The sequence below is a fragment of the Geodermatophilus sp. SYSU D00525 genome (assembly GCF_054050475.1).
The window spans coordinates 30,350-56,615 of record NZ_JBJGZK010000027.1 but is presented as its reverse complement, the minus strand read 5'-3'; the positions used below and the strand labels follow the sequence as shown (position 1 = coordinate 56,615).

Sequence of the window (26,266 nt, the reverse complement as noted above, 5' to 3'; positions counted from 1 at the left end):
GAGGCCGTCGTGCACGGACACCACCACCGCTTCGCCGACTCGCCCTTCGCCCGCATGGGCGCCCCCGGCTGGCGCCGCCGCGGCCCGGGCGGCCGCGGGGGCGACACCCCGCCGGTCGACCGCGCCGAGGTCGCCGGCTGGTTCGCCGGGCGGCTGCCCGACGGCTGGTTCACCGGTCCGGCCGACATCACGGTCGACCGGGACGAGATCACCGTCGTCGGCCCGCTCGCCGAGCCCGACGCCGGCGAGGGCGACCCGACCGCCGCCCGCGCCGGCCGGATCGCCCGCTTCCGCGAGGACACCCGCGGGCAGCGGATGGCCATCGCCGACGCCGCCCAGGAGCGCTACGGCCGCTCGGTGGCCTGGGGCGCCTCGTGCGGCGACGTCCGCGAGGTGTTCACCAACGCCTCGGTGCCGGTGATGACCCGGCTGCGCCAGCCCGAGCGGCTGGTGCTCGACACGCTCGTCGACGCAGGCGTCGCCCGCTCCCGCTCGGAGGCGCTGGTGTGGGCCGTGCGGCTGGTCGGGCAGCACGCCGACGCCTGGCTGACCGAGCTGCGCGACGCCATGGCGTCGGTGGAGGAGGTCCGCGCCCGCGGGCCGGAGGTGTAGACCTCTGCCACGCTGCCCGGGTGGGCCCACGGGAGCTGCTGCACACCGCGTACGAGGACCTCACCCGGGTGCTGCTCACGCTCACCCGCGCCGAGGGGTGGGCGCCGACCGGCTGCACCGGCTGGGCGGTCGTCGACCTGACCCACCACCTGCTGCAGGACGCCCGCCGGGCGCTGGTCGCGCTGGCCACCCCGGCGGGCGGCCCGGCGGACACGAGCGCGGTGGACTACTGGCGCTCGTGGCGCCCGCCGGCGCCCGACGACGAGGACGGCCTGTGGGCCACCCGCGCCGCGGCCAGCCTGCACGGCGGGTTCGCGGCGGTGCAGCGCAGCCACGCCGAGGCCGCGGCGGCCGTGCTCGTGGCCGCCGGGCGGGTGGCCGACGGCGACCTGGTGCGCACCCAGGGCGCCGTCATGACCGTGGCCGACCTGCTGTCCACGCTCACCGTCGAGGCCGCCGTCCACCACCTGGACCTGGTGGCCGCCCTCGACCGTCCCGGACCCGGGCCCGCGGCGCTGGCCGAGGTGCGCCGGGTGCTGGAGGGCCTGCTCGGCGGCCCGCTGCCGCCGGGGTGGGACGACGCCACCGCCGTCCGCCGGGGCACCGGCCGGGAGCCGCTGACCGACGCCGACCGCGCCGCGCTGGGAGGCGCGGCCGCCCGGTTCCCCCTGTTCGGCTAGCCCCCCGCGCAGGTCGGGGACACTGGAGGGCGTGCCAGCAGCTGCCGCCGTCCCCGCCGCGACCGACGTCCTCGTGGTGGGGGCCGGGCCGGCGGGCTCGGCCGCGGCCGCGTGGGCCGCGCGCACCGGCCGTGACGTGCTGCTCGCCGACGCCGCCGTCTTCCCGCGCGACAAGACCTGCGGCGACGGGCTGACCCCCCGCGCGGTCGCGGAGCTCGACCACCTCGGCCTCGGCGACTGGGCCCGCTCCCGCGCCCGCAACCGCGGCCTGCGCGCCGCCGGGTTCGGGCGGGTGTGGGAGCTGCCCTGGCCGGGCGGCGCCTTCCCGGACCACGGGAGCGCGGTGCCGCGCACCGAGCTCGACGCGCGCGTCCGCGACGTCGCGCTGGCCGGCGGCGCCACGCCGCTGGAGGGCGCGCGGGCGGTCGACGTCGAGCGCGAGGGCGACCGGGTGACCGGCGTGGTCCTCGACGTCGCCGGGGAGCGGACGGCGGTGCGCTGCGAGCGGCTGGTCGTCGCCGACGGCGCCCGCTCGCCGCTGGGCCGGGTGCTGGGCCGCCAGTGGCACCGCGACACCGCCTACGGCGTCGCCGCCCGCGGCTACGTCGCCTCCGGGCGCAGCGACGACGAGTGGATCTCCTCGCACCTGGAGCTGCGCGACGCCGACGGGGCGCTGCTGTCCGGCTACGGCTGGGTGTTCCCCCTGGGGGCGGCGTCCGGGCAGGTGAACATCGGCGTCGGCACGCTGGCCACCGCGCGCCGACCGGCCGGCGTGCAGCTCCGGGCGCTGCTCGACACGTACGCCACCGCCCGCCGCGAGGACTGGCAGCTGGACGGCCCGGTGCACGCGCCGGCCTCGGCGCTGCTGCCGATGGGCGGGGCGGTGTCCGGCGTCGCGGGGCGGAACTGGGCGCTGGTCGGCGACGCCGCCGGCTGCGTCAACCCGCTCAACGGCGAGGGCATCGACTACGGCCTGGAGACCGGGCGCACGCTGGCCGGCCTGCTGGAGGAGAAGGACTGGTCGGAGGCCTGGCCGGCCACCCTGCGCCGGCACTACGGCGAGGCGTTCTCCGTCGCCCGCCGCCTGGCCGGGCTGCTGACGCTGCCGCGGCTGCTGCCCGCGGCGGGGCCGGTCGGCATGCGCTCGCGGGCGCTGATGACCGTGGCGCTGCGGGTGATGGGCAACCTGGTCACCGACGCCGACCGCGACGTCGTCGCCCGGGCCTGGCGCGCGGCCGGCCGGGTCTCACGCCGCTTCGACGACCGCCCCCTGTTCGCCTGAGCGGGGGCCCGGAGGGGTCCCCGACGTCGGACGGGGAGGGGCTCAGCGCGACAGGGGCACGGCACCTGGCCGCGGTGTCTGACCGGAGGTCAGACGAACGGGGAGTTGTACATCGCGAAGTAGACGGCGATGTAGTGGCAGATGGCGGCCACGACGGTCATCGCGTGGAAGACCTCGTGGTACCCGAAGACGCCCGGCCACGGGTTCGGCTTCTTGATCGCGTAGGCCACGCCGCCGACGGTGTAGAGCACGCCGCCCACCGCCAGCAGCACCAGCGAGGTCACGCCCGCGATGTGCAGGATGTCGGTGAGGATGAAGACGGCCACCCAGCCCAGGCCCACGTAGAGCGGCACGCCCACCCAGCGCGGCGCCGTCGGCCAGGTGAGCTTGAGGCAGACGCCGGCCAGCGCACCTGCCCAGACGCCGCCGAGGACCCAGTAGCCCAGCGGCTGGTCGACGGCGAGCAGCGAGAACGGCGTGTACGTGCCCGCGATGAACAGGAAGATCATCGAGTGGTCGAGCCGCTTCATGACCTTCCAGCCGCGCGGTGACCAGCGGCGCCGGTGGTAGAGCGCGCTGATGCCGAACAGGCCGCAGATGGTCAGGCAGTAGACGGCGACCGAGAAGCCGGCGCGGGCGCCGAGCACCGAGCCCAGCGGCACGAGGACGGCGCCGGCGGCGATCGCGCCGAAGAAGGCGAACAGGTGCAGCCAGCCGCGCAGCCGCGGCCGGGTGTCGGGATGCTCCCAGTCCCCGTCGGCGAAGTCCGCGGCGGTCCAGGTGTGCTCGACCCGCTCGCCCTCCTCGAGGACGGTGGCGAGGGCAGGGCCGTGCGGGGCCTCGATCTCGGCTCCGTCGGCCTCTACCCGGACCGGCTCCAGTTCGTCGGCAGCAGAGGTCACGCACCGAGGTTACGGAGGCGTAGGTGCGCCTGCACCGCCAGAGACCCGTGAGTTCCCCGGGCAGCCTCCCGGAGGGGCGGCGCGCTGCCCGGGAGCCAGCGGAACGACGGTGTCCCGGGGCGCCTAGGGTGTGGCTCCGTGGGGGCGCGTCAGTGGGTCCGCGACGTCCTGACGCAGATGTACGAGCGTCGCCTGGCCCGGCAGCTGGTGGGCGCCGACGTCCCCCGGCACGTGGGCGCGATCATCGACGGCAACCGCCGCTGGGCGCGGGCCACCGGGCTGCTCGACCCGAACGCCGGGCACCGCCGCGGCGCCGACCGCATCGCCTCCTTCCTCGCCTGGTGCGACGAGGCCGGCGTCGAGGTGGTCACCCTCTTCCTGCTCTCCACCGACAACCTGTCCCGGCCCGAGCCGGAGCTGACGCCGCTGCTGCGGATCATCGAGGGCGTCGTCGAGGACCTGTCGGCGCCGGACCGCCGGTGGCAGCTGCACCCGGTCGGCGCCCTGGGCCTGCTGCCGCCCGAGACGGTCACCGTGCTCAAGGAGGCCGAGGAGACCACCCGCGACCGGCCGGGCGCGACGGTGAACCTCGCCGTCGGCTACGGCGGCCGCCGGGAGATCGCCGACGCCGTCCGCTCGCTGCTGGCCGAGCACGCGAGCCGCGGGACGTCGCTGGACGAGCTGGTCGAGGTGCTCGACGTCGAGCACATCGCCGAGCACCTCTACACCCGCGGCCAGCCCGACCCGGACCTGGTCATCCGCACCAGCGGCGAGCAGCGCCTGTCGGGTTTCCTGCTCTGGCAGACGGCGCACTCGGAGTTCTACTTCACCGACGTCTACTGGCCCGACTTCCGCCGGGTGGACTTCCTGCGCGCGCTGCGGGCCTACGCGGCGCGGCACCGCCGTTTCGGTGGGTGACAGACTCGGGCCCATGGCAGCCGGTGCGGTCGACGTCCCCCTCGAGTACGTGCGGCTGGGGCTGCGGTTCGACCGGCTGGAGTCCGGCTTCGTCGACGCCTACACCGGCGAGAAGCGGATCCGCGCCGGGGTGGAGAGCGAGCCGGCGCCGACGCCGCAGGGCCTGCGCGACCAGGCCCGGGCGCTGCTGCGGGAGCTGGACTCGACCGTGCTCCCGGCCGACCGCGCCGCGTTCCTCCGCGGCCAGCTCACCGGCCTGGAGTGCAGCGCCCGGAAGATGAGCGGCGAGCCGGTGGGCTTCCTCGACGAGGTGCGCAGCTACTTCCAGGTCGACCTCACCCTCGGCGACCCGGCCGCCTACGCCGCCGCGCACGCCGAGCTCGACGCCCTGCTGCCCGGCGAGGGGTCGCTGGCGGAGCGCTACGCCGCGCACCGCCGCCGCGAGGAGTGCCCGCCGCAGCGGCTGGAGGCCGCGGTGCACGCGCTGTCCAGCGCGCTGCGCGACCGGGTCCGCGGCCGGTACGGGCTGCCCGAGGCCGAGACGGTGCGCTACGAGGTGGTCACCGACAAGCCGTGGTCGGGCTTCAACTACTACGAGGGCGACTTCCGCTCGCGGGTGGCGATCAACGCCGACCTGCCGCACCGGCTCAGCCAGCTGGTGCACCTGGTGGCGCACGAGTCCTACCCCGGCCACCACACCGAGCACTGCCGCAAGGAGCGCGGGCTGGTCGAGCGGGCCGGCCACCTGGAGCACACGGTGTTCCTCGTCAACACCCCCGAGTGCCTGATGGCCGAGGGGCTGGCCGACCTCGGCGTCGACGCCGCCGTCGGCGACGGCTGGGGGCCGTGGTCGGCCGAGGTGCTCGGCGACCTGGGGCTGCGCTTCGACGGGCACCTCGCCGAGCGGATCGCCGCGGCCGCAGCCCCCCTGAACCGGGTGCGCCAGGACGCCGCCGTGCTGCTGCACGACCGCGGCACCGACGCCGACGAGGTCGCCGCCTACATCCAGCGCTGGTCGCTGGTCAGCTCCGACCGCGCCCGCCAGCAGCTGCGGTTCCTCACCCACCCGCTGTGGCGGGCCTACATCACCACCTACGTCGAGGGCTACGACCTGCTGCACCGCTGGCTCGGCGCCCGCCCGGCCGGCCAGGACGTCGCCGACCGCTTCGTGCGCCTGCTCGACGAGCCGCTGACCCCCGCCGTCGTCACCGCCGAGCTCTCGGACGCCTGACCGGTGCCCCGCCGCGACCCCCGGGAGGCCCGCGCCCTCGGCCTGTGGACGGCGGGTTGGCTGTTCGTGCTCCTGCTCGCCGGGCTGCTGTGGATCGGCGACCTCGCCGTCCAGTGGCCGGTGCTGCTGGTCCCGGTGCTGTGGGCGGGGGTGGCGGTCCGGCCGCGCCGGGGACGGCGGGAGGAGGCCTGGGACGTGCCCGGGCACGGCGGCCCGCCGCCCACGTGGGAGCTGCCGGTGTCGCGCCCGCTGCCCCGGCCCCCGGACGCGCGGGGGCGCGAGCCGTACTGAGCCGTGGGCCCGGTCGTCCCTGGGACGGGCGGTACGGGTGGGACCCCATCGGGTGAACAGTGCGTTTCGGCGTGCTGCGACCGCGCGCTCCTGTCGGTCCGGAGCTCTACCGTCCGGGGTGGACGACGGGCCCGCCTCGCCGTCCACGGGAGGCCCGGTTGGTGCTGACGTTCTCGTCGACCAGGGGGGCCGGTACCCGGCCCCTGTGCCGGGGCCCGGCCACCTTCGAGCCGGGGCGCGGTCTCGCGCCCCAGGGGAGACGACCCGTGACCACTCGCCGCACGTACGTCCTCGACACCTCCGTCCTCCTGTCCGACCCCCGCGCGCTGCTGCGCTTCGGCGATGCCGACGTGGTGCTCCCGCTGGTCGTCATCGGGGAGCTCGAGGACAAGCGGCACCACCCGGAGCTCGGCTGGTTCGCCCGCCAGGCGCTGCGGCTGCTCGACGACCTGCGGGTCACCCACGGCCGGCTCGACGCACCGGTCCCGGTGGGGGAGGACGGCGGCACGCTGCACGTCGAGCTCAACCACAGCGACGCCGCGGTGCTCCCGGCCGGCTTCCGCAACGACAGCAACGACAGCCGGATCATGGTGGTCGCGCTGAACCTGCGGGCCGAGGGCCGCGACGTCTGCCTGGTCACCAAGGACGTGCCGCTGCGGGTCAAGGCGGCGGCCGTCGGCCTGGAGACCGACGAGTACCGCGCGCTGGACGCCGTCGACGAGGGCTGGACCGGCATGGCCGAGCTGTCGCTGGACGACGCCGAGCTGTCGGGCCTCTACGACACCGGCGAGGTGTACGTGCCGGCCGCCGCGGAGCTGCCCGCGCACACCGGTCTGGTGCTGCTGAGCTCGCGCGGGTCGGCGCTGGGGCGGGTGACCCCGGACAAGCAGGTGCGGCTGGTGCGCGGCGACCGCGAGGCGTTCGGGCTGCACGGGCGCTCGGCCGAGCAGCGGGTGGCGCTGGACCTGCTGCTGGACCCCGAGATCGGGATCGTCTCGCTCGGCGGGCGGGCGGGCACCGGCAAGTCGGCGCTGGCGCTGTGCGCGGGGCTGGAGTCGGTGATGGAGCGGCGGGCGCACAAGAAGGTCGTGATCTTCCGGCCGCTGTACGCCGTCGGCGGGCAGGAGCTCGGGTACCTGCCCGGCAGCGAGGGCGAGAAGATGTCGCCCTGGGCGCAGGCGGTCTACGACACCCTCGGCGCGCTGGTGTCCACGGAGGTCCTTGACGAGATCGCCGCGCGCGACCTCATCGAGGTGCTGCCGCTGACCCACATCCGCGGCCGCTCGCTGCACGACTCGTTCGTGATCGTCGACGAGGCGCAGTCGCTGGAGCGCGGCGTGCTGCTGACCGTGCTGTCGCGGCTGGGCAGCGGGTCGCGGGTGGTGCTCACCCACGACGTCGCGCAGCGGGACAACCTGCGGGTCGGCCGGCACGACGGCGTCGCCGCGGTGGTCGAGCAGCTCAAGGGGCACCCGCTGTTCGCGCACGTGACGCTGACCCGGTCCGAGCGCTCGCCGATCGCCGCCCTGGTCACCGAGATGCTGGAGGACCTCGAGCTCTGACGGCGGGCCCCTGCTGGGTGTTCTCCGTCCTCCTGGGGTCCGGCAACACCCCTCGAGCACGGAGAACACCCCAGGAGGGCTCACCCTCCGCCGCGGACGAGTGCTCGCCGGATGCGTGCACCCAGCCGGGTCCGGTCCTGCACGTCCTCCCAGGTCCAGCGGACGACGCCCCAGCCCTCGTCGCGGATGGCGTCCTCGCGGCGTTTCTCCTCGAACACGGCGTCGCCCGGGTCCTGACCCGGCCGGAGCGGCCGCTCGAACTCGACCCGCCCGTCGAACTCCCCGAGCAGCCGTTCGGGCTCCCACGCGAAGTCGGTGCGGCCGAGGAGGACGCCTTCCGCCGTCCGCACCGGGAACTGCAGGCCGCTGGGGCCCGGACCGAGGGCGTGCAGCACCACCCTGCTGCGGCTGTCCCCGACGCTCTCGCTGCGGCCGTCGGCGAACCGGACGGCGCGGGCGGCCGGCCGGGCGCCCGGCCGGCCGCGGCACCGGCCCAGGGCGTCGGCCAGCGCGGCCGCGGTGCAGAGTCCGGTGTGCAACGCTGCGTCGAGCACGACGACGGCCGGCTCGAGAGGCAGCGTCCGGGCGAGGTCGACGGCGGTCCGGGCCGGCGAGGTGACGGGAACGCCGCGGACATCCACGACCTCGTCGTCGTCCAGGTGCCCGACGTGGACGAACAGGACGCGACCGGCGCCGTTCCACGCCGGCGGCCGCCGGGTGACGTGCACCCGGCTCAGCGGCACGCCCCGAAGCGGCATGCCGAGCAGGACCGCCGCCGACTGGTGGCTGACGACCGCCGGCCGCCGGAGCTGTCCGAGTGTCGCCGTCACCAGGAGACGGTGGCGGGTCGTCGCGGCATCCGGCGCGGCGCCGTCGAGGTAGGCGCCGCGCCGCAGGCGGGTCCACTCACGGCGCCGGGCCAGGCGGCCGAGTTCGTCGTCGGTGGAGCCCTCGTCGAGCGCGTCGCGGCGGAGGAGCAGGCGGGGCGGCACGTCGGTCATCGAGCGACCGTGGCGTCCTCACCCGTCCGGCAGGGTTCACCGCTCCCGGTGGTGGAGGACGCACTGGGTCGTGGACGGCCGCTCCTGGGGCGTTCCTCGCGGTGCCGGGGTGCTGCAGGACCCCGGGAGTCCGGACGACGCCCCAGGAGCAGGAGTGGGTCAGGCGGCGGAGGTGGGCCCCTCGTCGGGGAGCGCCGGCGTCCGGGACGCGCGCTGCCGGTCCGGGCGGGTCCGCGGCGTCGCGGCGTAGCGCAGCAGCGCCACGGCGCCCCAGCCGGCGAGCAGGCACCAGGGCAGCCGGGTGACGACGTCGTCGAGGGTGAAGTCGCCGCGCAGGTACAGCGCGAGCACCGGCAGGGCCAGCACGAGCCCCGCCGCGAGGACGTCCCAGCGCAGCGGGCTCATGCCTCAGCGGTCTCCAGCCGCTCGCACAGCAGCGAGGCCCAGCGGTGCGCGGTCGCCCGCACGCCGTCGAGGAGCGCCACGGGCACGGTCGTCCGACCCAGCACGGCCGCGGGGTCGGCGGTCAGGTCGGTGTCCTGGACGACGAGCGCGTCGACGCGGGGCAGCGCGTCCAGCCACGGACCCACGTCCTCGGGCTTGCGGGTCGCCTCGACGACGGCCCAGACCGCGACCGGCGAGAAGATCGCCATGACCTGCTCGAGCCACGTCCGGCCCCCGGCGCGCATCGGGGCGTCCACCGCGACGACGGTCGGCGTCCCCGCGGCGGCGGCCTCCTGCTTGCGTGCGATCGCGGTGTCGACCGAGGTGATCCGGCTGGACTGGGGCGCGAGCGCGGCGAGGTCGCCGCGGGTGGCCCACTGCAGCCGGTCGGCGTCGAGCCGCATGGTCGCGGCCAGCGAGCGCGCGGCGGCGAGCGTCTCGACGCCGGGCCCGACGACCAGCAGCACCTCGCCGGCACCGGCCGGGGCCGACGGCGCCGCGGGCAGCGCCGCGCCGAGCGCCCGGGTCAGCGCCGCGTAGGTGCCGGACTGCGCGACCTCGGCGGGGAAGCCCGCACCGAGCAGGTCCTCCGGCACGCCGAGCGCGCGCAGCCGGGCGACGGTGCCGGCGGCCTCGACCATCCGCGGGTCGACCCAGCCGCGGCCCGATGGCACCGCGCCGGCCTCGCGCACCGACGGCACGACGACACGGGTCGGCGTCCAGCCGCGGCCGGCGCGGGCGTCGACGGGCAGGCGGGTGACGGTCGCCAGGCCCGGCGCGGGGGCGGCCACGCGGGCGACGGCCTGACCGGGCACCGGCGGCAGGCGGCGCGCCGGCGGCACCGGCGGGCGCCCGAGCAGCCGCGGCACAGCCAGCTCGGCGCCGGGGGTGGGCGGCGGCAGCAGCGACAGCGGGGGCAGGACGGCGGTGGAGTCGAGCGGCAGCGGGGCGGGGTCGCTGGCGGTCGGCGCGAGCACCGCCTCCCCGGCCTCCCACTCGTCGGACTCGGCCGCGGCGTCGACCCAGCCCGGCTCCTGGTCCACGCGCTGCGACGGCGCCGGGACCGGCGGGCGGCCGCGGTGCACGCCGCCCTGGGTGGAGGCGCCGGCGAGCACGCCGCGGAGGATGTCGGTGAGCGCGTCGTCCGGGGTGTCGTGGGCGAGGGCCGCGCGCAGCACCTCGGCGATGGCCTCCTCGCGCCCGGTGACCGGGCCGGTGAGGTCCCGGTCGGCCCAGGCGGCCACCGGCTGGGGCGCCGGCACCTCGATCGGCTCGGCGACGACGGCCGGCAGCACGTCGGTGACCGGCTCGTCCTCCGCCGCGAGGGCGAGGGCGACGGGCGCCTCGACGGCGGCGTCCTCGACGGCGGCGTCCTCGGCGGCGCCCTCGTCGGCGGCGCTCTCGTCCAGATCCGGGCCGAGCAGCTCGGTGAGGAGGGAGTCCTCGTCCGCGGTCTCCGCAGGGTCCTCGGTGTCCGCAGGGTCCTCGGTGTCCGCAGGGTCCTCGGTGTCCGCAGGGTCCTCGGTGTCCGCAGGGTCCTCGGTGTCCCCGTCTGCCGCCGGGGGCTCCTCGACGGCGGGCTCCTCGACGGCGGCCGCCTCGGCGACGACCTCGGCGACGGGCTCGGCGACGGGCTCGGCGGCGGCGGCCGGGCGGGGGACGGGCACGGGATCGGCCCACATGTCCACGCCGGGACCGGGCTCGTCGGACAGCTCCGGGACCTTGGGAGCCTCGTGCTGCGGCTCCTCGACGACCGGCTCCTCGACCAGGGCCTCGACGGGCTCCTCGGCGACGGGCTCCTCGGCGACGGGGGCCTCGGCGACGGGCTCAGGAGCCACGGGCGCCGGAGCGGGGGCGGCGGCGCGGGCGGGCGCGGCCATCGCGGCGGCGAGGGCGGCGGCCAGCGGCATCGCGGGCGCGGCGGGAGCGGGCTCCGGGGTCCGCAGCACCGCCGGGGGCGCGAGCTCCTCGTCCGTGGCCTCGGCGGTCGCGGCGGCAACCGCCTGCACCGCCCGCAGCGCCTCGGCGGCGGACATGGCGGCGGCCGAGCGCACGGCGTCGTCGACCGCCTCGCGCACCTCCCGGTCCCCGGCGACGACCTGCGCCAGCGCGGCGGTGAAGAGCGAGGGACCGGCGGCCTCGACCGGCGGGCGCACCGCGGTCCGGCCGGGCCGCCGGGCGGCGGAGGCACCGGCGGCGGCGGCCGGCGCGGCGGCAGCAGCAGACGGCGCGGCGGCGGGCGAGGACGGGGCAGCCGTGCGGGGAGCGGCAGCGGGACGGAAGGCGGAGACCCCGGTGGCGGGCCGGCGGGAGGCGCCCACCGACGCCCGGGAGTACAGGCCGACCCCGGGGTCGCCGTCGCCGGACCCGAGCAGGCCGGCCAGCTCGGACACCGGGTCCGGCAGCTCGGTGGGGATCGTCGGGCGCTCGGTGGGGACGGTCGGGCGCGCGGTGGGCCGGGCCGCCGCGGGACGGCTGCGGTGCAGCTCGGTGGCGCGCAGGAACGCGCCGGTGTCGGCGAGCGGGCGGGGGTCGCGGCTGAGCGCGGCCTCGATCCGGCGGGCCGACTCGGACTTCGGGGCGGGGCCGCGCCGGGCCGGCTCGACGTCCTCCACCTCGGCGACGAACCGCTCGGTGGCGAAGAAGCCCAGCACGCCGCCGGACCGGACGCGGCGGACGCCGGTGATCCGCACCGCGTTGCCGTACCGCTCGCGGGCCGCGGCGACGGCGGCCTCGGGCGTGGGCGCCTCAACGGATGGCAACGGCACCGTTCACCACTCCCAGTGACTCGATCTGGGCCGTCCGGGAGACCTCCGAGTAGGAGATCACCGGCAGGCGGGGGAGGACCTGACGCATCAGGCGGGACAGCGCGGCCCGCACCTGGGGGGAGCAGACGAGGACGGGGGACAGGCCGTGCTGCTCGGCGTCCTCGAGCAGCCCGCTGCACCCGGTGACCAGCGCGTCGACCGAGCCGGCGTCCAGCGCCAGCACCTGGCCGCCGTCGCTCTGCCGCACCGCCTCCAGCAGCCGCTGCTCGAAGGCGGGCTCCAGCGTGAGCACGTGCAGCCGCTCGTCGGGGGTGACGTAGGGGTGGCTGATCGCCGCGCCGAGCGCCGCGCGCACCGCCTCGACCAGCCCGTCCAGGTCGGTGGAGGTCTTCGCGCGCAGCGACAGCGCCTCGAAGATGCGCACCAGGTCGCGGATGGAGACGTTCTCCGCCAGCAGCGCGTGCAGCACCCGCTGGATCTCGCCGAGGGTGAGCAGCCCCGGGGTGAGCTCCTCGACGACGACCGGGTGGGTCCGCTTGACCATCTCGACCAGCAGCCGCACGTCCTCGCGGCCGAGCAGCTCGGCGGCGTTCTGGCGGACCACCTCGGCCAGGTGGGTGGTGATGACCGAGGAGCGGTCGACGACGGTCGCGCCGGCCATCTCCGCCTGCCGCTGCAGCTCCACCGGCACCCACTTGGCGGGCAGGCCGAACACCGGCTCGCGGGTCGGCCGGCCCGGCAGCCCGTCGAGGGCGTCGCCGATGGCCAGCACGGTGCCGGCGGGGGAGGTGCCCTTGGCCGCCGGGACGCCGTTGAGCCAGATGACGTACTGCGACGAGGGCAGGTCGAGGTTGTCGCGGGTGCGGACCAGCGGGATGACCAGGCCGGTCTCCATCGCGACCTTCCGGCGCAGCGCCTTGACCCGGTCGAGCAGGTCGCCGCCGCGGGCGGAGTCGACGAGGTCGACCAGGTCGAAGGCCACCTCGAGCTCCAGCGGGTCGACCCGCATGCGCTCGGCGATCGCCTCGGGGGAGTCCGGCGCGGGCTCCTCGGCGGCGGCGAGCGCGGGCGTGTCGTCGTCCTCGGCCGGGGTCTCCTGCATCCGCGCGGCCATGACCAGGAACAGCCCGCCGATGACCAGGAACGGCAGCTTCGGCAGCCCCGGGATCAGGCACATCGCCAGCGCCGCGCCGCCGGCGATGCGCACCGGCTGGCGGAAGCGGCCGAGCTGGGCGAGCAGGTCGCTGCCCATGTCGCCGTCGCTGGCCGAGCGGGTGACGATGATGCCGGTCGCGGTGGACAGCAGCAGTGCCGGGATCTGCGAGACCAGGCCGTCGCCGACGGTCAGCAGCGAGAAGGTGGAGACGGCGTCGCCGGGCGCCATGCCGCGCTGCATGACCCCGACGGCGAAGCCGCCGATCAGGTTGATCAGCGTGATGATGATCGCGGCGATGGCATCGCCCTTGACGAACTTCGATGCCCCGTCCATCGAGCCGTAGAAGTCGGCCTCGGCGGTGACCTCGGTGCGCCGCTTGCGCGCCTGCTGCTCGTTGATCAGGCCGGCGTTGAGGTCGGCGTCGATGGCCATCTGCTTGCCGGGCATCGCGTCGAGGGTGAAGCGGGCGCCGACCTCGGCCACGCGGCCGGCACCGTTGGTGATGACGACGAACTGGATGATCGTGAGGATCACGAAGATCACCAGGCCGACGACGAGCGAGCCGCCGATCACGAAGTGCCCGAAGGCCTCGATGACCTTGCCGGCGTAGCCGTCGGTGAGCACCAGCCGCGTCGAGGAGACGTTGAGGGCGAGCCGGAACAGCGTCGCGATGAGGATCAGCGACGGGAAGACCGCGAAGTCCAGCGGCCGCTTGATCTGCATCGCGACCAGCAGGATCAGCAGCGACGCGGTGATGTTCAGGCCCAGCAGCAGGTCGAGCACCGCCGCGGGCAGCGGCACGACCAGCATGAGGACGATGGCCACCACGCCGATCGGCACGGCGGCCTTGGTCATCCCTCGCACGGGCACTCCATCGGCAGCCGGGGGTGCCCGGCCGACCGCTGACGGCGCACGAGTCACAGCCGTCCCAGGGTCGCGTCAGGAGGGGAGCGGGTTCCTCCGGCGGCCGGCCTTCGGCAGGTCCCGGACGTCGGGCGCCTCGAACCCGGGCCGGTGGAAGCCGCCGCGCACGCCGCGGGCGCCGAGCTGCATGACGAAGGCCAGCACCCGGGCGACGGCGGTGAACAGCTGCGGCGGCACCTCCTGGCCGAGCTCGCAGGAGGCGTGCAGCGCCCGGGCCAGCGGCACGTCCTGCACCATCGGCACCCGCGCCTCGGCGGCCCGCTCGCGCAGCTTGGCGGCGATCTCGTCGGCGCCCTTGGCCACCACCCGCGGCGCGCCCTCCTCCGGCTCGTACCGCAGCGCGACGGCGACGTGCGTCGGGTTGACCAGCAGGACGTCGGCGGTGGCGACCTCGGCCATCATCCGGTTGCGCGACATCGCCAGCTGCATCGAACGGCGCTGGCCCTTCACGTGCGGGTCGCCCTCGGACTGCTTGTGCTCCTGCTGGATCTCGTACTTGGTCATCTTGAGCTTGGTCATCGTCTGCTTGCGCACCACGACGTAGTCGGCGATCGCGATGACCAGGCCGGTGATCGCCACGACGCGGAACATGAGGACGGCGGAGGAGGCGAAGGTGGCCACCACCGCCGACAGCGGCAGCGCCCCGGACGCCGACACCAGCGCCTGCGCCCTGCCGCTGGTGACGACGACGACGGTGCCGAGCGCCGCCGTCTTGATGACCGCCTTGAGCGCCTCCCACAGGCCGTGGGTGCCGAACATCCGCTTCATCCCGGGGAACGGGTTGAGCTTCTTGAGCGTCGGCTTCATGCCCTTGGTGGCCAGGGCGACCCCGCCCTGCGCGGCCGAGGCGAGCACCCCGACGAGCATGAGCGCGAGCGCCATCGGCAGCACCGTCTCGAGGAAGGCCCTCAGCGCCTCCCCGAGCAGCGCGCCGACCGCGTCGGCCTCCGGGTGCTCGACCACCGACCCGAACCGCACGAACAGCCGGCCCACCGCGTCGAAGGCGTTCCCGACCAGCATCGGCAGGAAGACGCTCGCCGCCGCCACGCCTGCCCAGGTGCCGAGCTCCTGGGTCCGCGGGATCTGCCCCTCCTTGCGCGCCTCCTTGAGGCGCTTGGGAGTGGGCTTCTCGGTCTTCTCACCACCCTGACCGTCCTTGGCCACCCGGCCTCACCCGCTCCGGAAGCCGACGACCGCGCGGGTGGCCTGCTCCACCAGCGCGTCCAGCGCCGGCGGCAGCAGCGGGAAGGTCAGCCCGAGCAGCGCGAGGGTCAGCATGATCTTCACGGGGAAGCCGATGGCGAAGATGTTCAGCGCCGGGGCGGCCCGGGACAGCAGGGCGAGGGCGACGTCGGCCAGCAGCAGCACGGCCACCATCGGGCCGGCGATCTGCAGCGCGGCGAGGAACATCATCGAGAACGCCGTCAGCACGACCTCGCCGACGTCCCCGGCCGGGAAGCCGCCGCTGACCGGCAGCCCCTCGTAGGAGGTGGCGAACCCGCGCACGATCACCAGGTGGCCGCCGCTGGTGAACAGCAGCGTCGTCGCGAGCAGGTAGTGCAGCTTGCCGATGACCGAGTTGGTGGTCATGGCCAGCGGGTCGTAGGCCGGCTGCAGGGAGAAGCCGCCGGTGAGGTCGATGAGCTCCCCGGCGAACTGCACCGCGGTGAAGAACAGCTGGACGACGAAGCCCAGCGCCGCGCCGATGGCCACCTCGCTGACGGCGGTGACGACGAGGAAGCCGGTGGTCGGCTCGGGCAGGCCCGGCGCCACGCGGTCGACCAGGGCGACCGCGAGCGCCAGGGCCAGCGCGCCCTTGACCGGTGCCGGGATGGTGCGGGTGGTGAACGGCGGGGCGAGCAGGACGAAGCCGGCCGCCCGGGCGGTGGCCAGCAGCAGGGCCGCGAGGGTGACCGCCGGGACCTCGAGGTCCATGCCGGTCAGGTCCGCCCGAGCAGGCGCGGCAGCTGGTCGAAGAGGGTGTGGGTGAAGTCGACCAGCTCGGAGAGCACCCAGTTGCCGGTGACCAGCAGCGCGATGCTCACCGCGATCATCTTGGGGACGAACGACAGCGTCGGTTCCTGGATCTGGGTCGCCGCCTGGAACAGCGAGATGAGGAAGCCCACCAGCAGGGCCGTGAGCAGGACCGGGGCGGCGACCTTGGCGGCCACCATCATGGTCTGGACGGCGATGTCGGTGACGTCGGCGTCGGTCATCCGTACGACCCCACGAGAGACGTGGTGATCATCGCCCAGCCGTCGACGACCACGAAGAACAGCAGCTTGAACGGCAGCGACACGATCGAGGGCGGCACCATCATCATGCCCATCGACATGAGCGCGGCGCTGACCAGCATGTCCATCACCAGGAACGGGATGAACACGACCAGCCCGATGATGAAGGCGCTCTTGAGCTCGGAGAGGACGAACGCCGGGACCAGAGTCGTCATGCTCACCGCGGCGCGGTCCTCGGGCTGCTCCTCGCCGGACAGGCCGACCATGAGCTGCAGCTCGTCGTCGCGGGTGTTGTCGAGCAGGAACTCCTTGAGCGGCACGACGCCGGCGTCGTAGGCCGCGGAGACCGTCATCGCCCCGTCCACGTACGGCTGGACGGCGACGTCGTTGATGTCCGAGAGCACCGGCCCCATGACGAACAGCGTCAGGAACAGCGCGATGCCGGTGAGCACCGAGTTCGGCGGCGAGGACTGCAGGCCCAGCGCGTTCCGGGTCAGCGACAGGACGACGACGATCTTGGTGAACGACGTGCACAGCAGCAGCACCGCCGGCGCCACCGACAGCACGGTGATCGCGAGGATCAGCGTGATGGAGGTGCTCGGGCTGCCGTTGCCGACCGAGATGTCGACCCCGCCGTCGACCGCGGGCACGGTCGGGGCCGTGGGCGCGGTCGGCGCGGTGGGCGCCGCCGCGGCCGGACCCGCGAGCAGCACGCCGGCGAGCGCGCAGCCGAGCAGGGCCAGCAGGACGGTGGCGGCCCGGCGCGCGAGGACGTGCGCGGGGACGGTGGCGGTCATCAGCGGCGGACCGTCCGCTCGCGCAGCTGGCTGACGAAGCCCTGCCAGCCCGACCGGTCGAAGACCGAGCCGGCCAGCGCGCCGCCGACCCGGGGCGCCGGGACGGCCGGGCCGCCCGCGGCCGGCGGCGCGGCGGCGGCGCGCTCGGCGAGCGTGGCCTCCACGGCGTCGCCGTCGAGCTCGGCGAGCAGCGTGACCTGCTCCTCGGTGGCGCCGACGACGAGCACCCGGTCGGCGATGCGCAGCACGTTGACCGTGCTGGCGCGGCCCATCCGCTGGCGGGCCACGACCTCGACCAGGCCGCCGCTGGAGCCCAGGCCGCGCTTCTTCGCCAGGCGCGCGGCGAACCACAGCACGCCACCGACGAAGGCCAGCGAGAGCACCAGCCGGATCAGCATCCAGGTCATGCCTGCGCGGCCCCCAGCTCGGCGGCGGCGTCGCTGACGATCTCGCTGATCCGCAGGCCGAAGTCCTCGTCGACGACGACGACCTCGCCGCGCGCGATGAGGGTGCCGTTGACCAGCAGGTCGGCCGGGGCGCTGGCGGCACGGTCGAGCTCGACCACCTCGCCCGGGTGGAGCGAGAGCAGCTCGCCCACGGTCATCCGGGTGCGGCCGATCTCGACCGTGACCTCCATGGCCACGTGCCGCAGCAGGTCCAGGCTGTTGCGCGGGGTGCGCGGCGCCGTCGGCAGGGTCACCTGCAGCGCGAGCGTGGCGATGTGATCAGCGGAGGGGTGCCCCGCGCCGGCCACCAGCGGCACGGCGACGAACATGCCCTTGTCGCGCAGCCCGTCGAGCGCGGTCACCGGGTCCTCGGTGCGCTCGGCGTCCACCCGGACCCGGCCCAGGGTGGCCGCGGCGGCCTCGAGCGCGGGACGCAGCGCGGTGGCGACGTCCATCGGGCCGACGGGGGAGTTGTCGAGGGCCTCGACGACCTCCGCCGAGAGCACCAGGACGACGTCGCCGGTGATCTCGCCGGACAGCCGGGCGCCGACGGCGGCGGTCGCGGCCGGCGGGACCGGGACGGCGTCGGGGTCGGTGACCGCGGGCCCCGGGACCAGCTCGGCGCCGGAGGGGACGAGCGCGGCCGCGGCGCGGGCGGCGGCCACCACGACGGCGGTGATGGTCTCTGCAGCAGCGTGGGTGGCGGCCTGGGCGGTGTCGAGCGTGGCGGTCATGCGGGGTCCTTCACGGCGGACGGGGTGGGGACGATGGCGGCGGCCAGCCGGCGGCGGTGGTTGCTGGCGATGGCGTGGGCGAAGACGGCGTCGTTGGTGGTGACCTCGAGCGGCGCGTCCCGCGGGTGGCGCAGCAGCAGCACGTCGCCGACGGTCAGGGAGAGCAGGTCCTCCGAGGACACCTCGAGCGGGCTGAACCGGACGCTGACGTCGACCGGCACCAGCTCCAGGCGGGCGGCGAGCAGCTCCGCGGCGCGCTGCCGGGTGCGCTGGGCCGACTCCGACAGCTGCGGGGAGGCGGCGCTGTCGAGGGCCTGCTGGAAGGAGCTGAAGGGCAGCACCAGGGACGCGGCGCCCTCGCGGCTGCCGATCGACATCGTGTAGCGGGCCACCATCACGGTGTCCGAGCCCGCCGCGGCCTGGGCGAGGGCGGGGTTGTACTCGATGCCGTCGATGGCCGGCTGCAGCTCGGTGACGTGCGCGAAGGCGGCGGCGAACTCCTGCAGCAGGCGGGTGAGCAGCGAGGTGGTGATGGTGGTCTCCATCGCCGTCATCGGCCGCTCGGGCTGCTGCGCGGCGCCGGAGCCGCCGAGCAGGTGGTCGACGCCGGCCATCGCCATGTCCAGCGGGTAGGCCAGCAGGCCCTTGCCGCCCAGCGGCTCGATGGTGAACGTCGTCAGGAAGCAGGGGTCGGGCAGCGTGGCGAGGAAGTCGTCGTAGGAGTGCTGCTCGATGCCGTGCAGCTCCATCCGGGCGCCGGTGCGCAGCATCGTGGTGAGGACCGTCGTCGCCTGGCGGGCGAAGGCCTCCTGGGCGATCTGCAGCACGCGGACGTGCTCGCGGGAGAGCTTGGTGGGGCGGCGGAAGTCGTAGGTGCGGGGCGCACCGCGCCGGCTGCGGCCGCCACCGGCCGGCGCCTGCGGCCCGGGCCCAGCGGGCGCGGTCGCGGTGTCGGGGCGGGTCACGGTCCCCTCATCGGCGGGGCCGGAACGCGAACTGACCGGCGGCGCGGGGCGCCGCCGGTCAGCCGGGGAGTGTGGGACGGGTGGGACTACTGCGTCACTGGGTGACGTACTCGGTGAAGTAGATGCCCATGACCATCTCGACGCCGTCCTCGGTGTAGGCCTCGACGATCTGGTGCTCCAGCGACTCCTTGAGCGCCTCGCGGGCGCCGGCGACGTCGGCCGGCTGGGCCTGCGAGTAGGTGGAGATGATCAGGTCGAGGGCCTTCGAGCCGTCGACCCCGCCGCCCCCGTGACCGCCCGAGGCGGCGTCCTCGGTCGCCTGCAGGCTGATGCCGATCTTCAGGTAGCCGCCGCCGGCCAGGTTGACCGTGACCGGCTCGAGCGCCACGACCTCGCCGGCCACCGGTTCCTCGGCCTCGGCCTCGCCGGTGAACAGGAAGAAGTACGCGGCCGCGCCGGCCACGACCAGCAGGAGGGCCAGGAGGACGACCAGCTTCTTCCGGCCGCCCTCGGCCTCCTCGCCCTCGGCCGGGGCGTCCTTCTCCTTCGCCTTGCTCTTGGTGCTCACTCGTGGGTGCCTTCCTGTGCGGGGGCCGCGTGTACTGGTGCGTCGAGGCCGGGCAGGAGCTCCCGGGCCTCGGCGGAGGCGTCGGACAGCACGACGACGTCGACGCGGCGGTTGAGGGACAGGGCGTTGGGGTCGCTCGCCGGCACCACCGGGCGGGTGTCGGAGTAGCCGGTCCCGGACATCCGGTCCTGCGGGACGCCGGCGGCGGCGAGGTAGCGCACCACCGTGGTGGCCCGGTAGGCCGACAGCTCCCAGTTCGACGGCCACGGCCCGCCCGGCGTGACCGGCAGCGAGTTGGCGTGCCCCTCGATCGCGAGGTCGTTGGGCAGCGTGGCCAGTGTGCCGGCGACCGCGTCGAGGATGGTGCGGCCCTGCGGCTGCAGCGTGGCCTCCTCCGGGCCGAACAGCACCGGGTCGGACACGATGTGCACGGTCAGGCCGCGCTCGTCGATCTCGTACTGCGCCGTCCCGGCGTGACCGGCCGCCGCGAGGGCGGCGTCGATGGCGTCGCGGGCGGCGGCGAGCTGGTCGTACTCGGCCCGCGCCTCCGCCGCGACGTTCGCGGCCTCCTGGGCGGCGGCCCGGGCGGCCGCGGCGTCGACGTCGGCCTCCGCGGCGGGAGCCGGTGGGATCTGCACGTCGACGGCCGCGTCGAGGGAGTCGAGGACCGACGCGTCGGAGTTGGTGCCCGCGCTGCTCAGGGCGCTCACCGGGGCGCCGAACGCCTCGGACAGGCCGCTGGCCAGCGCGGCGAACTTCTCCTTGTCCACCTGGCTCATCGCGAAGAGGACCACGAAGAGCACCAGGAGCAGCGTCATCATGTCCGCGTAGGACACCAGCCACCGCTCGTGGTTCTCGTGCTCCTCCTCCTCGTGCTTCCTGCCGCGGCGGCGGCCGCCGTGGCCGCCGGAGCTCACGCCGCCTCCTTGGCGACCTCACTGGGCGGGATCAGGGAGTTGAGCTTCAGCCGCACCGCGCGGGGGCTGGTGCCGGCCTGGATCTCGGCGATGCCCTCGACCAGCAGCTCCATCTGCGCGGCCTGCAGCTCGCTGACCCGCAGGATCTTGGCGCCCATCGGGAGGAACCAGAAGTTGGCGGCCATGACGCCCCACAGCGTGGCGACGAACGCCGAGGCGATCATGGGTCCCAGCGCCTCCGGGTTGCTGAGGTTCCCCATCACGTTCATCAGGCCGACGATGCAGCCGACGATGCCGATGGTCGGGGCGTAGCCGCCCATGGCGTTCATGAACTTGGCGGCGACCTTGTCCTCCGCCTTCTTCGCGGCGATCTCGCTCTCCAGGACCGCCCGCAGCTCCTCGGGGTCGGTGCCGTCGATGCCCATCTGCAGGCCGCGCTTGAGGAACGGGTCCTCGATCTGCTTGACCTGCGCCTCGAGCGCGAGCAGGCCCTCCTTGCGGGCCTTCTCGGCGAGGGACACCAGGGTCTGGATCTGTGCGCTGGCCGGCGGGACCTTGGCCGGCACCACGGCCATCTTGAACCAGCCGGGCAGCTTCTTGAGGTCGTCCATCGTCTGGCTGGACATCGCCGCGCCGAAGGTGGCGACGATGACCAGGACGATGGCCGGGAGGAAGATCAGGGTCGTCGGGTCCGAGCCCTCGAGGACCATGAAGACGAGGAGGGCGACCAGCGAGACGACGAACCCGATCAGGGTGGCGGGGTCCACGGGTCAGCGCTCCTCGCGGGCCGGGAAGGGCACGACCGCGGCGTGGGTGGCGCTGCCGCCGTCGGGGGCCGGCGTCGTCGGGCGGTAGGTGCCGCGGTCCATGGCGTAGGCGGTCGCGAGGATGCTGGCCCGGTACTCGCGGATCGCGTCGAGCACCTCGTCGACGTCCTCGCTGACGACGTACTTGGTGCCGTCGACGAGGAAGACGACGGTGTCGGGGTGGCCCTCGACCCGCTCGATCAGGTCGGGGTTGAGCGCGAAGTGCTCCCCGTTCAGGCGCGTCACTCGGATCACGGGTGGGTCCTCTGGCTCGTACGGGAAGGGGGAGGGCCGCGACGGCGCGGCGCCGGCTACAGGGACCATCGGTCCCGCGCGGGGACTGCTTGAGCCGAACCCGGCCCGCCGCATCACCCCCGGGGGTGAGCCCGGCACCGCGTTCCCGCACGTCACACGCGTACCGGGAGGCGACCGGGGGACGACGCGGCGCGGCCCGGCACCCCGGGGAAACGGGTGCCGGGCCGCGGCCTCGCACCGTGCGGGAACGGCCCCCTCGCAGGGGCCCGCGCCGAGCGGAGCGAGGTGTGGGGGCGAGGGGTCCTCAACGCTTGAGGTTGACCAGGTCCTGCAGGATCTCGTCGGAGCTGGTGATCACCCGGCTGTTCGCCTGGAAGCCGCGCTGGGCGACGATCAGGCCGGTGAACTCCTCGGCGAGGTCGACGTTCGACATCTCCAGCGCGCCGGCGGTCAGCGAGCCGCGCCCGCCGGTGCCGGCCTCGCCGATGACGGCCTGGCCGGAGTTGTCGCCCACCCGGTAGCTGGAGTTGCCGGCCTTGGACAGGCCGCCGGGGTTGGCGAAGGTGGCCAGCGCCAGCTTGCCGATCGGCTCGCGCAGGCTGTTGGAGTAGACGCCCATGATCGTGCCGTCGTTGCTCAGCGAGATCGACTGCAGCGTGCCCATGGCGTTGCCGTCGACGCCGCTCGGGGTCAGCGCCGTCTTGCCGCCGAACTCGGTCATGCCGGTGAGGTCGACCGGGATGGTGCCCGGCCAGTTGGCGCCGGTGACGCCGAGGGTGAAGGTGCTGCCACCGGAGGGCCGGCCGGTGGCCGGGTCGAAGGTGAGCGTCTGCGCCGCGCCGATCGGGGTGCCGTTCTCGCCGGCGGCCACCGACCAGGTGTTGGTGCCGGTCTTGGTGAACGTCAGCGCGATCTGGTGCGCGGTGCCGATCGAGTCGTAGGCGGTGATCTGCGTCTGCACCTGGGTGGCCGCGACCGGCGGGGTGGCCAGCGGGTCGGCCGCCACGGACGCCGTCGACAGGTTGCCGGCCAGCGCGCCCGTCGTCGTCGCGGTCGGGGACATGACCTGGCCGAACGGGATGGTCAGCGGGCCGATCGGGCCGTTGGCGTTGACGGTGCCGTCCGCGCCGGCCGTCCAGCCCTGCAGCTGGGCGCCGTCGGGGGTGACGAGGTTGCCGGCGCCGTCGTAGTCGAAGGACCCGGCGCGGGTGAACAGGTTCTCGTTGCCGGCGCGGGTCACGAAGAAGCCGTCGCCGCTGATCATGAAGTCGGTGGCGCGGCCGGTGTTCTGGGTGGAGCCCTGGCCGAAGTTGGTGGTGACGCCGGCGACCCGGACGCCGAGGCCGACCTGGGCGGGGTTGGTGCCGCCGGTCTCCGCCGTCGGCGCGGAGCCGTTGCGGATGACCTGGGACAGGGTGTCCTCGAAGACGGTCTGGCTGCTCTTGAAGCCGACGGTGTTGACGTTGGCGATGTTGTTGCCGGTCACGTCGAGCTTGGTCTGGTGCGCGCGCAGGCCGGAGATGGCCGAGAACATCGAACGGAGCACGGGGAGGTCCTCTCAGGAGGGAGAGCGGGGGTCAGGCGGGGAGGGAGATCTCGCTGAGGCGGCCGAGGGGCACCTCGGTGCCCCCGACGACGGCGGTCGGCTCGTCCCCGCCGAAGCGGACCGAGGACACCGTCCCGGTCTGCGTGGTGCCGTCCTCGGCGGTCCAGCTGACGCTGTGGCCGACCAGTGCGCCGGCCGAGAGCGAGCGCTGCAGGGCCAGCAGCTCGGCGTTCTGCGCGGCGATCTCCTCGAGCTTCTCGACCTGGGTGAACGTCGCCGTCTGCGACATGAACTCGGTCGTGCTCGTCGGGCTGTTCGGGTCCTGGTAGCGCATCTGCGCGACCAGCAGCTGCAGGAACGTGTCCTTGCCCATCTGGTCGCTGCGGTCGACCGCGGTGGTGGCCGTGTACGTGGCCGGGCTGCCGCCCACGCCGCCCACGGGCTCGGTCATCGTCGGCTCCTCTCAGGCCCGGACGTCGAGGACGCTCGACGCGGGGTGGTCGGCGGCGGCAGCCGGGCGGCTCCCGTCGGGGTCGGTGGTGCGCAGCCACGGCCGGCTGCGGTCGTCGGCGGCGCCGCGGCCCTGGGCATGGCCCTGCGCGGACCCGCGGCCGTGCTCGCCCGCCTGCTGCTGGGCCTGCTGCCAGCCGGCCTGCGCCTGCGACGAGCCGGAGCCCGCCGGGTCGCGGTCCACCTGCACCCGCGAGCAGGTCAGGCCCGAGGTCTCCAGGTCGCGGCGCAGGTCGGGCAGCGCGTCGAGGAGCGCGGCGCGGCCGGCGTCGGAGGCGCCGCGCAGGCTCAGCTCGACCGTGCCGTGGTGGACGGTCACCCGGACCTCGACCGGGCCGAGCGTCTCGGGGGTGAGCACCAGCGTCATGGTGTGCGTGCCGTCGGGGCCGGCGGCCAGCGTGGCGATGGTGGGGGCGACCTGGGCGGCCACCGGCGGCTGGGGCACGTCGGGCCGGGCCGGGGCCGCGGCCGGGGCCGCCGCGGTGGGAGCCGGTGCCGGGGCGGGCACCGGGACCGCCGACGGCAGGGTCCCGCCGGAGGTGCCGGGGTCGCGCTCCTGCGCACCGGGGTCCGCGGCAGCAGGGGGGACCGGTGCGGCGGCCGGCGCCTCGGCGGGGACGGGCACGGCGGCCACGGAGGGGACCGGTGCCGGCTGCGGGTCCGCCGCGACGACGACGATCCCCGCGGGCAGCGCTGCCGCTCCGGGAGCCGTGGGCGCAGCGGTCGCGGGGGCCGGGACGGCGGTGCCGGGCAGTGCGGCGGGCGCAGCGGTCGCGCCGGCCGGCACGCCGGCGTCGGCGGGGACCGGTGCCGGGACGGTCCGGGGGAGACCGGCGGCGACGCCCGGAACCGCGACGGCTCCGGCCGGGACGGCGCCGTGCGCGGCGGCCGAGCCGGGAGCGGTGCTGCCGGAGGTGGCCGGGCCGGGTGCGCCGCCGCCGGGGACGGCGGTGCCGAGGGCGAGGGCCAGCGCCCAGCCGGCCGGGAGCGCGCCGGGCGGGACCGCGGTGTCGCCCGCGGGCCGCCCGTCGGCGGGGGCGGCGTCCTCCGGGCCGGCGGCGGTGGTGCCGGGGTCGCCGTCGCGCCCGACGGCGTGGCCGGGCCGGTCGCCGTCGCGGCCGGCGCCGCGGTCGGCACGGGGGCGCCCGGCGACGGCATCGTCGAGGGCGTCGTCGAGGGCGTCGTCGAGGGCGGACGCGAACCCGGCGGCCGAGCCGGGGTCGGAGCCGCCGGCCGGGGAGGCCGGGGCGGGCGCGGCCGCGGCGGCGGTCAGGACGGGAGCTGTCACGAGTAGGCCTCCGCGGCGCTGGTGACCCTGCGGACGTAGGACTGGGTCTCGCCGTACGGCGGGACGCCGCCGTAGCGGGCGACCGTGCCGGGACCGGCGTTGTAGGCGGCCAGCGCCAGGTCGGTCGAGCCGAACCGGTCGGTGAGCTGGCGCAGGTAGCGGGCGGCGCCGTCGATCGACGACGCCGGGTCGGTGGCGTCGACGCCGAGGCCCCGGGCGGTGGCCGGCATGAACTGCATGAGGCCGGTGGCGCCCGCCGACGAGACGGCGGAGGAGTCGAAGCCGGACTCGACCTCCGCCACCGCGGCGAGCAGCGCCGGGTCGACGCCGTGCCGCGCCCCGGCGGCGGTGAACAGGTCGGCGTAGGGGACGCCCGCCGGGCCGGCGCCGGGAGAGGTCACCGGCGCTGACGCGGCGGCGGAGGCGGGCAGCACCCGGCGGATGACGGTCGGGGTGCCGACGTCCTGCACGCGGACGACGTCACCCTCCTGCGGCGCGGCGATCATCCTCCCGTCGCCGACGTAGATGCCGACGTGGTCGATGCCCGGGCGCGACGGGGAGTTGTCGAAGAACACGAGGTCGCCAGGCCGGGCCTCGGCCAGGCTCGCGACCGGCGTGCCCGCGGTGGCCTGCTGGGAGCTGGTGCGGGGCAGGTCGATGCCCAGGTCGGCGAAGACCCGCTGCACCAGGCCGGAGCAGTCCAGGCCGACCGAGGGGTCGGTGCCGCCCCAGGCGTAGGGCACGCCGAGATAGCGCTGCGCCGCGGCGACCGCCTGCCCCTCCGGGCCGCTGCCGGCGGCCGCCGTCGCGCTGGACGCCGTCGCGCTGGACGCCGTCGTGCCCGCGGTGCCGGTGAGCCCGGCGGCGGACGCCGCGCCGGCCCAGGCGGCCGACGTCGAGGTGGCCGACGCCGAGGCGAAGGTGAGGATCCGGTTCTGGATCTCGGCGATGCGGCTGTGCACCGCGGTCAGTCCCTCCACGGCTCCTCCTCTCCTGCCTCGGGTCCGGTCCGGGCGTGCCGGGCGGTGACCAGGTCGTCGACCGCGCGCTCCTCGGCGCCGAGCTCGGCGGTCCGCAGCGCGAGGAGGTGCCGCTCGCGCAGCTTCTCCAGCGCCTTCGTCTGCTGGGCGGCGGCGGTCCACCGCGCGCGCAGCAGCCCGGCCTGCTCGGCCGAGGCCTGCGCCGTCGCCCGTGCAGCTGTCACATCGGCAGCCGCGGCGGCCGATGCGACCATCGCGGCGACGAAGACGTGCGCGGGCGCGGACGCGGGCGGGACCCGGGCGGCCAGCGCGGCGGCCTGCGCCTCGGCGCGGCGCTCCGCCTCGCGGGCCGCGGCGGCGGCCTCGGCGGCGGCCCGCTCGGCGGCCTGCTCGGCGGCGCGGCGGACCCGCAGCACCGGCTCGAGGCGGAAGGCGGCCGGCCGGGCCAC

Annotated in this window: 28 protein-coding genes; 7 read left to right on the top strand and 21 right to left on the bottom strand. The window is 75.6% G+C overall.

What is annotated here, in order from left to right:
• Positions 1-9 precede the first annotated feature (9 nt).
• From ACI796_RS19080 to ACI796_RS19070, 3 genes are read left to right on the top strand one after another with little or no spacing between them, the layout of a single operon-like run.
• Entirely contained in the window at positions 10-612 is a 603-nt protein-coding gene (locus ACI796_RS19080) for a hypothetical protein (RefSeq protein WP_456942797.1), read from the top strand.
• 20 nt (positions 613-632) lie between these two features.
• Positions 633-1,292 carry a maleylpyruvate isomerase N-terminal domain-containing protein gene (locus ACI796_RS19075; protein ID WP_456942796.1) on the top strand — a complete coding sequence of 220 codons (660 nt, stop codon included), beginning with the start codon at positions 633-635 and terminating at the stop codon, positions 1,290-1,292.
• Positions 1,293-1,323: 31 nt separating this feature from the next.
• Positions 1,324-2,574 (top strand): geranylgeranyl reductase family protein, encoded by a 1,251-nt coding sequence (locus ACI796_RS19070; RefSeq protein ID WP_456942795.1) that lies wholly within the window; start codon positions 1,324-1,326, stop codon positions 2,572-2,574.
• Positions 2,575-2,663: 89 nt separating this feature from the next.
• Here the strand turns inward: ACI796_RS19070 and trhA are convergent, their stop codons facing one another.
• Positions 2,664-3,476, bottom strand: a complete 813-nt coding sequence (gene trhA / locus ACI796_RS19065; RefSeq protein WP_456942794.1) for a PAQR family membrane homeostasis protein TrhA — start codon at positions 3,474-3,476, stop codon at positions 2,664-2,666.
• A gap of 138 nt (positions 3,477-3,614) precedes the next feature.
• Here trhA and ACI796_RS19060 point away from each other — a divergent pair, with 138 nt between their 5' ends.
• From ACI796_RS19060 to ACI796_RS19045, 4 genes are all read left to right on the top strand, one after another.
• Positions 3,615-4,394: an isoprenyl transferase gene (locus tag ACI796_RS19060; RefSeq protein WP_387987873.1), complete on the top strand. Its 780-nt coding sequence runs from the start codon at positions 3,615-3,617 to the stop codon at positions 4,392-4,394.
• A 13-nt stretch (positions 4,395-4,407) separates the two neighbouring features.
• A complete protein-coding gene (locus tag ACI796_RS19055; RefSeq protein WP_456942793.1) occupies positions 4,408-5,625 on the top strand; it encodes a DUF885 domain-containing protein in 1,218 nt (405 codons plus the stop codon).
• 3 nt (positions 5,626-5,628) lie between these two features.
• Entirely contained in the window at positions 5,629-5,916 is a 288-nt protein-coding gene (locus ACI796_RS19050) for a hypothetical protein (RefSeq protein WP_456942792.1), read from the top strand.
• A gap of 266 nt (positions 5,917-6,182) precedes the next feature.
• Positions 6,183-7,478 (top strand): PhoH family protein, encoded by a 1,296-nt coding sequence (locus tag ACI796_RS19045; protein ID WP_456942791.1) that lies wholly within the window; start codon positions 6,183-6,185, stop codon positions 7,476-7,478.
• A gap of 80 nt (positions 7,479-7,558) precedes the next feature.
• Here the strand turns inward: ACI796_RS19045 and ACI796_RS19040 are convergent, their stop codons facing one another.
• From ACI796_RS19040 to ACI796_RS18945, 20 genes are all read right to left on the bottom strand, one after another.
• Positions 7,559-8,479, bottom strand: a complete 921-nt coding sequence (locus tag ACI796_RS19040; RefSeq protein WP_456942790.1) for a hypothetical protein — start codon at positions 8,477-8,479, stop codon at positions 7,559-7,561.
• Between the two features lie 159 nt (positions 8,480-8,638).
• On the bottom strand, positions 8,639-8,884 hold the full coding sequence (locus tag ACI796_RS19035) for a hypothetical protein (protein WP_456942789.1): 246 nt from the start codon (positions 8,882-8,884) through the stop codon (positions 8,639-8,641).
• Entirely contained in the window at positions 8,881-11,685 is a 2,805-nt protein-coding gene (locus ACI796_RS19030; RefSeq protein ID WP_456942788.1) for a hypothetical protein, read from the bottom strand. Before ACI796_RS19030 ends, ACI796_RS19035 begins: the two co-directional genes overlap by 4 nt.
• Positions 11,672-13,702 carry a flagellar biosynthesis protein FlhA gene (gene flhA, locus ACI796_RS19025; RefSeq protein ID WP_456942787.1) on the bottom strand — a complete coding sequence of 677 codons (2,031 nt, stop codon included), beginning with the start codon at positions 13,700-13,702 and terminating at the stop codon, positions 11,672-11,674. The genes ACI796_RS19030 and flhA overlap by 14 nt, the downstream gene beginning before the upstream one ends.
• Positions 13,703-13,786: 84 nt before the next feature.
• A complete protein-coding gene (locus tag ACI796_RS19020) occupies positions 13,787-14,935 on the bottom strand; it encodes an EscU/YscU/HrcU family type III secretion system export apparatus switch protein (RefSeq protein WP_456942786.1) in 1,149 nt (382 codons plus the stop codon).
• Positions 14,936-14,941: 6 nt separating this feature from the next.
• Positions 14,942-15,706 carry a flagellar biosynthetic protein FliR gene (gene fliR, locus ACI796_RS19015; RefSeq protein WP_456942785.1) on the bottom strand — a complete coding sequence of 255 codons (765 nt, stop codon included), beginning with the start codon at positions 15,704-15,706 and terminating at the stop codon, positions 14,942-14,944.
• 5 nt (positions 15,707-15,711) lie between these two features.
• A complete protein-coding gene (gene fliQ, locus ACI796_RS19010; protein ID WP_387987863.1) occupies positions 15,712-15,987 on the bottom strand; it encodes a flagellar biosynthesis protein FliQ in 276 nt (91 codons plus the stop codon).
• Positions 15,984-16,802, bottom strand: a complete 819-nt coding sequence (fliP, locus tag ACI796_RS19005) for a flagellar type III secretion system pore protein FliP (protein ID WP_456942784.1) — start codon at positions 16,800-16,802, stop codon at positions 15,984-15,986. The genes fliQ and fliP overlap by 4 nt, the downstream gene beginning before the upstream one ends.
• Positions 16,802-17,209 (bottom strand): FliO/MopB family protein, encoded by a 408-nt coding sequence (locus tag ACI796_RS19000; RefSeq protein WP_456942783.1) that lies wholly within the window; start codon positions 17,207-17,209, stop codon positions 16,802-16,804. The genes fliP and ACI796_RS19000 overlap by 1 nt, the downstream gene beginning before the upstream one ends.
• Positions 17,206-17,982: a flagellar motor switch protein FliN gene (gene fliN, locus ACI796_RS18995; protein ID WP_456942782.1), complete on the bottom strand. Its 777-nt coding sequence runs from the start codon at positions 17,980-17,982 to the stop codon at positions 17,206-17,208. Before fliN ends, ACI796_RS19000 begins: the two co-directional genes overlap by 4 nt.
• Positions 17,979-18,947, bottom strand: a complete 969-nt coding sequence (locus ACI796_RS18990; RefSeq protein WP_456942781.1) for a flagellar motor switch protein FliM — start codon at positions 18,945-18,947, stop codon at positions 17,979-17,981. The genes fliN and ACI796_RS18990 overlap by 4 nt, the downstream gene beginning before the upstream one ends.
• Positions 18,948-19,041: 94 nt before the next feature.
• Positions 19,042-19,515 carry a flagellar basal body-associated FliL family protein gene (locus tag ACI796_RS18985; protein ID WP_456942780.1) on the bottom strand — a complete coding sequence of 158 codons (474 nt, stop codon included), beginning with the start codon at positions 19,513-19,515 and terminating at the stop codon, positions 19,042-19,044.
• Positions 19,512-20,432 (bottom strand): flagellar motor protein MotB, encoded by a 921-nt coding sequence (locus ACI796_RS18980; RefSeq protein ID WP_456942779.1) that lies wholly within the window; start codon positions 20,430-20,432, stop codon positions 19,512-19,514. The genes ACI796_RS18985 and ACI796_RS18980 overlap by 4 nt, the downstream gene beginning before the upstream one ends.
• Positions 20,429-21,199 (bottom strand): motility protein A, encoded by a 771-nt coding sequence (locus tag ACI796_RS18975; RefSeq protein WP_456942778.1) that lies wholly within the window; start codon positions 21,197-21,199, stop codon positions 20,429-20,431. The genes ACI796_RS18980 and ACI796_RS18975 overlap by 4 nt, the downstream gene beginning before the upstream one ends.
• A 3-nt stretch (positions 21,200-21,202) precedes the next feature.
• Positions 21,203-21,493 (bottom strand): flagellar FlbD family protein, encoded by a 291-nt coding sequence (locus tag ACI796_RS18970; protein WP_456942777.1) that lies wholly within the window; start codon positions 21,491-21,493, stop codon positions 21,203-21,205.
• 304 nt (positions 21,494-21,797) lie between these two features.
• The gene (locus tag ACI796_RS18965) at positions 21,798-23,039 is read right to left on the bottom strand and encodes a flagellar hook protein FlgE (protein ID WP_456942776.1); all 1,242 of its coding nucleotides are present in this window, start codon (positions 23,037-23,039) and stop codon (positions 21,798-21,800) included.
• A 31-nt stretch (positions 23,040-23,070) separates the two neighbouring features.
• Positions 23,071-23,490: a flagellar hook capping FlgD N-terminal domain-containing protein gene (locus ACI796_RS18960; RefSeq protein WP_456942775.1), complete on the bottom strand. Its 420-nt coding sequence runs from the start codon at positions 23,488-23,490 to the stop codon at positions 23,071-23,073.
• A gap of 12 nt (positions 23,491-23,502) precedes the next feature.
• Positions 23,503-24,837: a flagellar hook-length control protein FliK gene (locus tag ACI796_RS18955; protein ID WP_456942774.1), complete on the bottom strand. Its 1,335-nt coding sequence runs from the start codon at positions 24,835-24,837 to the stop codon at positions 23,503-23,505.
• On the bottom strand, positions 24,834-25,817 hold the full coding sequence (locus ACI796_RS18950; protein ID WP_456942773.1) for a transglycosylase SLT domain-containing protein: 984 nt from the start codon (positions 25,815-25,817) through the stop codon (positions 24,834-24,836). Before ACI796_RS18950 ends, ACI796_RS18955 begins: the two co-directional genes overlap by 4 nt.
• Positions 25,805-26,266, bottom strand: a complete 462-nt coding sequence (locus ACI796_RS18945; RefSeq protein WP_456942772.1) for a flagellar export protein FliJ — start codon at positions 26,264-26,266, stop codon at positions 25,805-25,807. The genes ACI796_RS18950 and ACI796_RS18945 overlap by 13 nt, the downstream gene beginning before the upstream one ends.

Bases quoted from the DNA above. Each gene is read 5' to 3' on its own strand.
- ACI796_RS18960 (WP_456942775.1), bottom strand. From the start codon at position 23,490: ATGACCGAGCCCGTGGGCGGCGTGGGCGGCAGCCCGGCCACGTACACG.
- fliN (WP_456942782.1), bottom strand. From the start codon at position 17,982: ATGACCGCCACGCTCGACACCGCCCAGGCCGCCACCCACGCTGCTGCA.
- flhA (WP_456942787.1), bottom strand. From the start codon at position 13,702: ATGACCAAGGCCGCCGTGCCGATCGGCGTGGTGGCCATCGTCCTCATG.
- fliR (WP_456942785.1), bottom strand. From the start codon at position 15,706: ATGGACCTCGAGGTCCCGGCGGTCACCCTCGCGGCCCTGCTGCTGGCC.
- fliP (WP_456942784.1), bottom strand. From the start codon at position 16,802: ATGACCGCCACCGTCCCCGCGCACGTCCTCGCGCGCCGGGCCGCCACC.
- fliQ (WP_387987863.1), bottom strand. From the start codon at position 15,987: ATGACCGACGCCGACGTCACCGACATCGCCGTCCAGACCATGATGGTG.
- ACI796_RS19035 (WP_456942789.1), bottom strand. From the start codon at position 8,884: ATGAGCCCGCTGCGCTGGGACGTCCTCGCGGCGGGGCTCGTGCTGGCC.
- ACI796_RS19040 (WP_456942790.1), bottom strand. From the start codon at position 8,479: ATGACCGACGTGCCGCCCCGCCTGCTCCTCCGCCGCGACGCGCTCGAC.
- ACI796_RS19000 (WP_456942783.1), bottom strand. From the start codon at position 17,209: ATGACCTGGATGCTGATCCGGCTGGTGCTCTCGCTGGCCTTCGTCGGT.
- ACI796_RS19055 (WP_456942793.1), top strand. From the start codon at position 4,408: ATGGCAGCCGGTGCGGTCGACGTCCCCCTCGAGTACGTGCGGCTGGGG.